Raw genomic sequence first — 268 nt, 5'->3', positions numbered from 1 at the left:
CATCCCGGTCGCGACAGTTGGCCAGAATATTGGCGTCTTTCACCGGAATATTGATCTGATAATAAAAACGATTGGCGACCCAGCCACGAATTTGCGCTTCGTTGCATTCGCCGTGATGCATCGCCTGATGATAAGGGTGGTGAATATGATAAAGCGCCCCTTTGGCACGCAGGCGTTGTTCAAATTCTTCGCGGGACCAGGGCTGCTTGTTGCTGTGTTCTGTCATGGTATGTCTCCACCTCAGGGAGGTTACTGGTTGGGGATATTG

At 51.1% G+C, this 268-nt stretch carries 1 pseudogene; it reads right to left on the bottom strand.

From position 1 onward, the window contains the following. Positions 1-226: pseudogene (locus Q4563_RS20200) on the bottom strand (pyrroloquinoline-quinone synthase PqqC); the annotation flags it as partial. Positions 227-268 lie beyond the last annotated feature (42 nt).

This window comes from Gilvimarinus sp. 1_MG-2023 (assembly GCF_030548285.1).
Note: the sequence above shows the minus strand (reverse complement) of the source record. Positions and strands in the feature narration are given on the sequence as shown.